8 protein-coding genes and 1 tRNA gene are annotated in these 8,399 nt (G+C 47.3%); 5 read left to right on the top strand and 4 right to left on the bottom strand.

Going from position 1 to position 8,399, the window contains the following annotated elements:
• From ACYVR3_RS12225 to ACYVR3_RS12215, 3 genes are all read right to left on the bottom strand, one after another.
• On the bottom strand, positions 1-827 hold an 827-nt coding region (locus tag ACYVR3_RS12225; RefSeq protein ID WP_461244474.1), incomplete at its 3' end, for an MFS transporter.
• A 487-nt stretch (positions 828-1,314) separates the two neighbouring features.
• A tRNA-Ala gene (locus ACYVR3_RS12220) sits at positions 1,315-1,387 on the bottom strand.
• Positions 1,388-1,457: 70 nt separating this feature from the next.
• Entirely contained in the window at positions 1,458-1,886 is a 429-nt protein-coding gene (locus ACYVR3_RS12215) for a hypothetical protein (RefSeq protein WP_461244473.1), read from the bottom strand.
• 116 nt (positions 1,887-2,002) lie between these two features.
• Here ACYVR3_RS12215 and ACYVR3_RS12210 point away from each other — a divergent pair, with 116 nt between their 5' ends.
• Positions 2,003-3,310 carry an RNA-guided endonuclease TnpB family protein gene (locus tag ACYVR3_RS12210; RefSeq protein ID WP_461244472.1) on the top strand — a complete coding sequence of 436 codons (1,308 nt, stop codon included), beginning with the start codon at positions 2,003-2,005 and terminating at the stop codon, positions 3,308-3,310.
• 699 nt (positions 3,311-4,009) lie between these two features.
• Positions 4,010-5,266, top strand: a complete 1,257-nt coding sequence (locus ACYVR3_RS12205) for an MFS transporter (RefSeq protein ID WP_461244471.1) — start codon at positions 4,010-4,012, stop codon at positions 5,264-5,266.
• Here ACYVR3_RS12205 and ACYVR3_RS12200 read toward each other — a convergent pair.
• Positions 5,251-5,556 (bottom strand): MazG-like family protein, encoded by a 306-nt coding sequence (locus ACYVR3_RS12200; protein ID WP_461244470.1) that lies wholly within the window; start codon positions 5,554-5,556, stop codon positions 5,251-5,253. The genes ACYVR3_RS12205 and ACYVR3_RS12200 overlap by 16 nt on opposite strands.
• A gap of 320 nt (positions 5,557-5,876) precedes the next feature.
• On the opposite strand from ACYVR3_RS12200, the gene ACYVR3_RS12195 reads away from it, so the two are divergent.
• The 3 genes from ACYVR3_RS12195 (at position 5,877) to ACYVR3_RS12185 (ending at position 8,237) form a co-directional block, all read left to right on the top strand.
• A complete protein-coding gene (locus ACYVR3_RS12195) occupies positions 5,877-6,923 on the top strand; it encodes a fucose-binding lectin II (RefSeq protein WP_461244475.1) in 1,047 nt (348 codons plus the stop codon).
• Positions 6,924-6,958: 35 nt separating this feature from the next.
• On the top strand, positions 6,959-7,645 hold the full coding sequence (locus ACYVR3_RS12190) for a DUF4430 domain-containing protein (protein WP_461244469.1): 687 nt from the start codon (positions 6,959-6,961) through the stop codon (positions 7,643-7,645).
• Positions 7,646-7,808: 163 nt separating this feature from the next.
• Positions 7,809-8,237: a EutP/PduV family microcompartment system protein gene (locus tag ACYVR3_RS12185; protein ID WP_054733605.1), complete on the top strand. Its 429-nt coding sequence runs from the start codon at positions 7,809-7,811 to the stop codon at positions 8,235-8,237.
• Positions 8,238-8,399 lie beyond the last annotated feature (162 nt).

Here is an 8,399-nt window from a genome sequence, read left to right as displayed (position 1 = left end):
AAACTCAGTGAAAACTGTTTATTTTTAAACAAACTAAACGCTAATAGTGGTTTGCTTTGCCGGTTCTCCGTTCGAACGAAGATGACGCCGACAATCAACGCCACCGCGAACAAGGCTAAAATGGCTGGGTTGGTAAAGCCAACTTCTTGGCCCAAGAAGATTCCGGTAAACAGCGATACCATCAGCAGTGCCATGGTCACAGCACCAGTTCGGTCAATGTGATCGTGCGACATTGTAATATCTTTCGGCAAAATCAATTGCCCGATGATAATTGTGATAATGCCAATTGGCACGTTCAGCCAAAAAATGTAGCCCCAGCTTAAATGTGCCAGGACGACACCACCGATACCGGGACCGGCAATTGAACCTAGCGCCACGAAGGAGCCAATCATTCCAAGCGCCCGCCCTCGTTCGTTAAACGGAAAGATTTCTGTAATGATCCCGTTGTTCGTCGACATGGTCATCGACGCCCCTAACGCTTGAACGACCCGCGCAGCCAGCAACATGGGAAAACTCCCATTAAAGCCTGCGAAAAGTGATCCGATAATGAATAAAACCGTTCCGATGCGAAAAATCTTAATTTTCCCTAGGGAATCCCCTAGTTTTCCGAACAATAGCAATAACGCACAAATGACAATCAGGTAAATGGAAACGACCCATTCCGCCTGGTTCATTGGGACTTTTAAATCCTTACTGATCACGGGCAACGCAATATTGACAATACTCCCATCCAGCGTCGACATGAACGTAAACAGCCCAACGGCCGCTAAAATCAACCACCGGTGCTTTTGAACGTGTGGGTCTGCCAAATAACTTTTTTCCGCCACAATGTTCCTCCTTATTAACCGCACAATTTTCTTTAACAACGTTTAAATGTACGCTTTGGTAGTGGGGTAGTCAAGTAGGAACCTTACGGGATTGGGGGTTGATGGGTGGACGTTGGGGCGTGGCTACTGTTTTGGCTACGTTTGGTGAGTTAACTGCGTTTTGGCTGTTACGCCGAAACGTGGGAAATAGTGCAGATTTCGGCCATATAAGTAAAGCACGCAACGACTTGACCCTTTTACTGCTCAATGTATGCTTTGGCACTCTCAGGCAGCGTTTGTTTCGGCTTAGTTTTAACTTTTTTGATGCCGCTTAACTTATCTCTAGTGAGGTTTGGTGAGTTAACTGCTTTTTGGCTGCCACGCCGAAACGTGGGAAATAGCGCAGATCCCGGCCATATAAGTAAAGCACGCAACGACTTGCCAAAAAACGGCAAGTCGTTGCGTGCTTTACTTATATTCTGGGATCTAACCGCGCTATTTCCCACTCTGGATCCTAACGGACTTGAACCGTCGACCTCCTACATGCGAAGCAGGCGCTCTCCCAACTGAGCTAAGGACCCGATACAAGTAGTAGGATAACACTTATCGATTGGTTTGTTAAGCGTTTCCTTTTCGGTCATACCGCCGTTTCTAGTGTCGCGTTGACCGGTGGCCACCGCCACTTCGGCGGCCCTTGATGACGTGCCGCTTAAACTTCGGTTTGGCGTTATCCGCTTCGAATTTAAAATGGTGCATCTTCCCCGCAAACGGTTGACCGCTCATCCGGATGCGCAACCACGACTGCATCGTTTGGATCATCTGCTGCGTATTTTCCACCTGAATCTTTTGGCCCGCCGCTTGCGCCGTTGGGAGGATATCTTCCTGCAATTGCTTAACCAGTTTTTGGTGGTAGGCCACCAATTCCATCGTTAATGGCGCTTGGGCGTACTGGTTAAACAGTCCTTCGATGTAACGCAACGCATCCTTGGCGTTTTGGGGCTGGTAGTAACGATCATCCGTTGTCATTAAAATATTGGGCGAGATACCCACGTTTTCAAACGTGGGAGGAAAGCCCGCCACTCCTCTTTTCTTTAAAATTGGTTTAGTATCTAAAATAGAATATACGAATAATTGTTCTCTTTGTGAAACATGATTTTTTGGTACACTTGGTCTATTCCAATTAAGGAGGTCGACCAATGGCGAAGAAAGTGAAACAATCAGTGGTGATCAAAGTAAAACTCAAACTACATCACAGTACAGATGCTGACTTACTAAATACCATGATGCAACAGTATCGCAACGCTTGTAACTTTGTTTCTCAAGCTTTCTTTGATGAGCACTTTCGTTCCAATACGCAGGCGCTAACCAAACGCCTGTATCACCAGTTACGACAAGATTTCCATTTAAAATCCCAACTGGCACAATCAGTCGTTCGCACAGTAATGGCGCGTTATAAAGCGGTTGAAACCCAATTAGGTGACCAACCTTACTGCTACCCAACTGGCGAAAAACTGCCAAATGGTCGGCCAGAACTAGTTTGGGTTCATCGTGACCGTCACTGGTTGTGGCAACCCATTAATTTTTCCCAACCTCAAGCTGATTTACAACGCGGGCGTGACTGGTCGTTTTTGAGTAATGGCGACTTATCCATCAACACGCTGGAAAAACGCATCCGCGTCACACCAGTTTGCCATGGCTTACAGGAATACTTGGCCGGTGAACCCATAACTACTACCGGTCACGGCTTTGAACAATATCTAGATGGCACTTGGAAATTTGGTGCGGCCAAAGTCCTGCACATTCGTGGTAAATGGTACCTGCATATTGCCATGACCAAGGACGCTGATGAGCTTCAATTGTCCAAAACGCCGAAAGTTGTTGGCATTGACCGTGGGCTACGTTTCCTAGTTACCACTTATGATCACCAACAACAAACGACTTTCGTTTCCGGTAAAACTGTTCAGCGCAAGCGAGCGAAATTTAAGAAAACTCGCGAAGCACTTCAACGCAAAGGAACTAAATCAGCCCGGCGTCGTTTAAAGAAAATCGGTAATCGAGAGAACCGCTGGATGACAGATGTGAATCACTGTCTATCTAAGACACTCGTTACGACGTATGGTACGGATACCCTATTCGTGTTGGAAGATTTAACTGGTGTTAGTTTTAACCGCGACGATTTACCAAAAGCACTACGAAATGATAATAGCTCATGGGCCTTCTACCAGCTTGAAATGATGTTAACCTATAAAGCTCACCGTCAAGGAAGTCTCATCTTAAAAGTACCCGCTAACTATACCAGCCAACGCTGCCCTAAGTGTGAAGTGATCAATAAAGAAAATCGAGATTACCAACAACATCAGTATCAATGTGCTGACTGTGACTATCGTTCCAATGATGATCGAGTTGGGGCGATGAATATCCAGACATTGGGACAGCGTTACGTTGCTGGTAATACTAAACCGAGGTTTAAAAAGCCAAAATCAACCAAAACAACAGTTGCTTAGCAATGCTTCGCAACTAAACGGGCGCTGTCAACTGTCCGATATGATGTAGCCACTTTGGGGAGGGAGTATCAGGAGACTGATATGTTTGACCACCGCGGGAAGTTACCGCGTGAGCTACAAGCCCCTTATTTTAATAAGGGGTGTGTTGACATTAATTGTTCCCTCAATCTCTAAAATTCCAAGTCACCGGTGCCTTCAAAAATTCTTCCCAGTAACTATCTCTTCCAATATATAAAGTCATCGTCGAAATGTCAAAATTTTGCGAGCCCGATTTCAATTTTTCAAAAATTCACCAACTCGCCACCAAACTAGCACAATTTAATGGTTGTTGTCTCTAAGTAACCTTTGATTGCAGGATAACTAACCTGCCTCAAAAACCAGAATTAGTGTCATTTTGCCAAATAATGTATTTTTACACACCTCGCCTACAAAAAAATCACGTTTGCCGAAAAAAAGTGCCAAATTGGGGTTCACAAATCAAAACGGGACGGTTATAATTAAAACCAAGTTATCTTGTAAGCGATTTCATAAATTAACGTTTAATCTAGCCATTTTCACAATTGTCTCTCCTTCGCAAGATAACAGGTAACGGGAACTTGCAGGAACCCGTTCAAACCAATTTTACAGTGATACAACAAAAGGCCACCCCACGCAGGATGGCCTTTTGTTTGCCTAAGTCACAGCTACGGAGGTTTCCCTATGGCACCCATTCCCCAACACTGGCAACGCAACCTCGGCCTCTTTTTAACGGGTCAGTTCTGTTCTGGTATCACCAGCATGACGGTTCAGTATGCCATCATCTGGTACCTCACCAAGCAAACGGGTTCAGCTACGATTCTCAGCATGGCAACCCTGCTTGGGATGCTCCCGATGGTGCTACTGAGTCCGTTTATCGGGCCGTTAGTTGACCGGTTTAACAAAAAGGCGCTCTTGATTGTTCCGGACTTAGTCGCAGCGGCATTTGCCATTCTGCTCTTCATCTCCGGCACCTTCTTCCACCAACTGCCCATCTGGCTCATCTTTGCGGCGTTACTGGTGCGTTCGGTTGCCCAGACGTTCCAAATGCCCACGATTCAATCAATTCTGCCCATTATGGTCCCAGATGACCAACTCACCCGCGCCAATGGTCAGCTTGGGATGGTCCAATCCGCTAATATGATCATCTCACCAGCTCTGGGCGCATTTCTGTTCACTGTACTGCCCCTGCCATGGCTGATTCTGCTAGACGTTTTGGGCGCTATCATTGGCGTTGCGCTCTTGATGGTCGTTCACATTCCCACCATTACTCACGCAATCGAACAAGTGCACGTTCTCTCAGACACCAAGCTTGGCCTTCAACAACTCATCAAAAACCGCGGACTCTGGGCGATTACGATCATTGGCGCCCTGTTCACGCTCCTGTTCATGCCAGCCGCTAGTCTGTACCCACTGATGACCATGGGCTACTTCCACGGCACAGTTGGCCAAGCTGGCCTGATTGAAATGGTTTACGCAGGTGGCATGTTGACCGGTGGCGCGCTAATCAGCCTCTTTGGCAAGTGGTCTGATCGGATCAAATTAGTACTACTGGCTTACGTTGTCATTGGCATCACCATTGGGGCGAGCGGCTTGCTGCCTGGCAACCAGACCGGTTTCTACTGGTTCGTTGCCCTCAACGTACTGGCCGGCATCGCAACGCCGTTCTTCAACACCCTGTTAATGGCCATGATCCAACAAAGTTATCCCCCACAGCAACTTGGCCGCATTATGGGCATCATTAACGCGTTACTTAGTCTAACCGGGCCAGTTGGCTTAATTTTTGCGGGTCCCTTAGCGGATGCAATCGGTGTTGAGAAACTGTTTATCATCGCAGGTGTCGGCACCCTGCTCTGCGGGCTCATCACTTACCTATTCCCACAAGCGCGTCAATATGATCAACACTTACAACAGCAGCAACCCACTCAGTCCGTTGAATGAGTTTGTTTGCTTAACCACTTGGCGGTCTTAGTGCGCAGTAGCGTGGTTAACGTTTCATCACTTGTACCAAGTTTCTGCAGTAACGCATAAGTCACTAACAACACATCAACCAACTCCTCTTGAGTGTTGGCAACTGTTAATTGCTTATAGGCCGCACCAGAAGCCTTTTGGCTGGATAAATACGCTTGACTAGCTTCCCCAACTTCTTCCATTAATTTGAGAAATTGCTGATCCGGGGTTTTGGATTCTTGCGCTGCTGCTTGCTGAATTTGATGCCATAACTCGTCCATACGTGGACCTCCAACTCGTTTGATGCCTTCTATTGTACACCAGTGAATGCTGTGGTTAAATCCAATTGTTAACGCCATTGATTTGTTACAATTTTCAGAAAATAAACTACTAACATTCACCATAACCATTTTGACCTATTTGGTTGTTAATCCCCGAATTTAACGGCTCATGACAGTTTGATTAAGATAGCCCGTTACTAGTTTCGCCAACCCGCAGTTTAATGTTATACTACTGAAAGGGCTTACTTTTCATGAAAGCAAACTACTGCCTAGATTGCTAGTAAGGCCACTAAATGACTAAAAAGGATGGATTACTTATGATGCACAAGGGACACCGATTCGCCACGCTATCACTCATTGGGGTTATGGCCCTCGGCAGCTACCTGCCCGCAACAACCGCCTCAGCAAGTAGCATTAGTACCGCCAGCAGCAGTCTTCAAAAGAAGACCATTGCTGCCAACTACAAGTACGCTAAAAAAATGTTAGCCAAGAACAAGACCGCTTTATCTGGTAAAACAAGTGCGATCTTTAGTAAATCAGCATATCCCGAAACGGGAGCCGCTGCTGGTTACTCTGACCTGTTGCTAGGCCTTCGCGGTCACGGCTACCACTTCACCAAAACTGATCTGAGCCGAATCAAGGCTAACTTGGTCATCAACGGTAAGTCCACTCCCGCAACACTGTCAACGGCCATCGTTGCGTTGAAGGCGGTTGGGTTGAACCCTCAAAGTTTCAAACCCGCTGGTGCTAAGAAGAGCGTCAACCTCGTGTCAACTCTCTACAAGCAATCGATGACCCACCAAACCGTCAACGTGCAGAGCCAAGCCCTGATTGCCTTATCAACTAGTTCAGCTTACAAGCGACCAGCTAAGGCTAAGTTCTCCAAGACCAGCCTCGCGTCAACCATCGCAAAGAGCCAACTCAGCAACAACGGTTGGGCCTACAACAACGACGTTAAGAGTGTCGATAGTGACACCACCGGCGTTGCTGTGATCGCGCTCGCTCGGAGTAAGTCATCGAGCAAGACTGTCACTTCAGCCATCACCAAGGGCCAAAGTTACCTGCGTCAATCCGTTGCCAAAAACGGGGCTTACGGCTTCAGTTACGGTGGCAAAACTTACTTGAACGCCAACTCAACCGCCCAAGCCATCACGGCATTTTCAACGAAACTCAACTCCTTGAAGTACGTGAACGGTGCTGCCAAATCCGGTCAATCAACGACTGCGCTTAAGTCAATGCTCAGCTACGTCCGCTCAACCGGTTCTGTTAAGGGCGCTACTAGTCAGTTACTCGGGGTTGGTCAAGTGAACTTGGCAACCGCAGCCTACCAAAAGGCACAACAAAAACACTCGATCTATACCCTATAATCATCAAACTAGTCACTGCTTAAGGAGTGTTTACATTGAATAAAATCGTTGGGATCCTCTTGGCGATCATCGCCACACTGGGACTCGCGCTGGGTGTCCAACAGGTCGTGTCTTCACACAGTGAAACTAAACCCGAAACCCATCAAGTCGCCAAATCCCAGAGTGAATCGAGTCAGTCATCTGCCTCAAGTCAAACCCGAACTGCCGAAAAAGCTGAAAGTTCGTCGTCAGCGGCCGCAACAGCCACCTCAGCTGCTGAATCGTCGACCACGACTGCCAGCGCCGACAGTATCAAATCATTGACGAAATCAACTCAAAAAGAATCAACAGCGGAGGCGCACACGACCACCAAAAGTAGCCGAGTAGCCCCAGTCACCAAGCCAAAGGCCAAACGGACAACCAAAGCCAAAACGACAGCCCCTAAGCGGACCGTCTACGTTAAGGTCACCGGCAACAAGAAAACCTTCTACGCCCACAAGTTACCGGTCACGAGTAAAACCACGGTGTTCTCACTCCTGAAGGCAACCAAACTCAAAATCAGTTACACCCAGATGCCTCACGTCTACGTGAAGACCATCAACGGCTTAACCGAAAACGACATCAAAGTGGGTAGTGGCTGGAAGTACAACGTTAACGGCAAATTCATCGAAACGGCCGCCGACAGCAAAAAAGTCAAAGCTGGCGACACGGTCCACTGGTATTTCGCGGTTAATGGGTACTAAACTTTAACACAATCGCACTTAAAACGCGCCCTAAGATAGCGACTATCTTGGGACGCGTTTTATTGTGATAATTTGACCGGAAAGATTGAGTCAGAACACTGTTGTGAGCGCTTAATCTTGGTATAATGGAACTAATATCTTATTCGATTCATTGGAGGTTCCCATGAAAAAAGCAATGTTTATCGGCGCCATCGGTTGTGGCAAAACGACGTTGATCCAACGTCTCAACGATAACGCCATTCACTACGATAAGACTCAAACCATCGAGTACTACGATAACATCATCGATACCCCCGGCGAATACGTGGAGCACCGCTACATGTACTCCAACCTCATGACCACCGCCATGGGCGCCGAAGTCATCGTCCTCATGCAAAGCGCCACCGATTCACGCGTCATCTTACCCACTGGCTTCAGTACCATGTTTAGCTGCGACACGATTGGCATCGTTACTAAAACCGACTTAGCTACCCAAGCCGATATCGATACCGTCTCAGCTCGCCTAAAAGACGCCGGCGCCAAACCAATCTTCGCGGTATCTGCCGTTGACGATATCAACATCGATCAAATCTCAGATTACTTGGAGATTTAACTTCAACAGTATCAGCACGTTTTTGTGTTGGTGCTGTTTTTTTTACGCTTGTGTCCAGCGATAGTGTGCGAAGTTTGGCTTCATTGCGCGTTAATCATGGATGATATTGTGGGCACAACCGGTCGGTCAGAAAATTTGGGCTGGAACGCCGTGGGCACGATT

This window comes from Secundilactobacillus muriivasis (genome assembly GCF_054785195.1).
The sequence above is the reverse complement of the archived record's forward strand: the minus strand, read 5'-3'. Positions and strand labels throughout refer to the sequence as shown.

Excerpts from the sequence above, each read along its gene's own strand:
- ACYVR3_RS12210 (WP_461244472.1), top strand. The coding sequence starts at position 2,003 with ATGGCGAAGAAAGTGAAACAATCAGTGGTGATCAAAGTAAAACTCAAA.
- ACYVR3_RS12205 (WP_461244471.1), top strand. The coding sequence starts at position 4,010 with ATGGCACCCATTCCCCAACACTGGCAACGCAACCTCGGCCTCTTTTTA.
- ACYVR3_RS12200 (WP_461244470.1), bottom strand. The coding sequence starts at position 5,556 with ATGGACGAGTTATGGCATCAAATTCAGCAAGCAGCAGCGCAAGAATCC.
- ACYVR3_RS12195 (WP_461244475.1), top strand. The coding sequence starts at position 5,877 with ATGCACAAGGGACACCGATTCGCCACGCTATCACTCATTGGGGTTATG.
- ACYVR3_RS12185 (WP_054733605.1), top strand. The coding sequence starts at position 7,809 with ATGAAAAAAGCAATGTTTATCGGCGCCATCGGTTGTGGCAAAACGACG.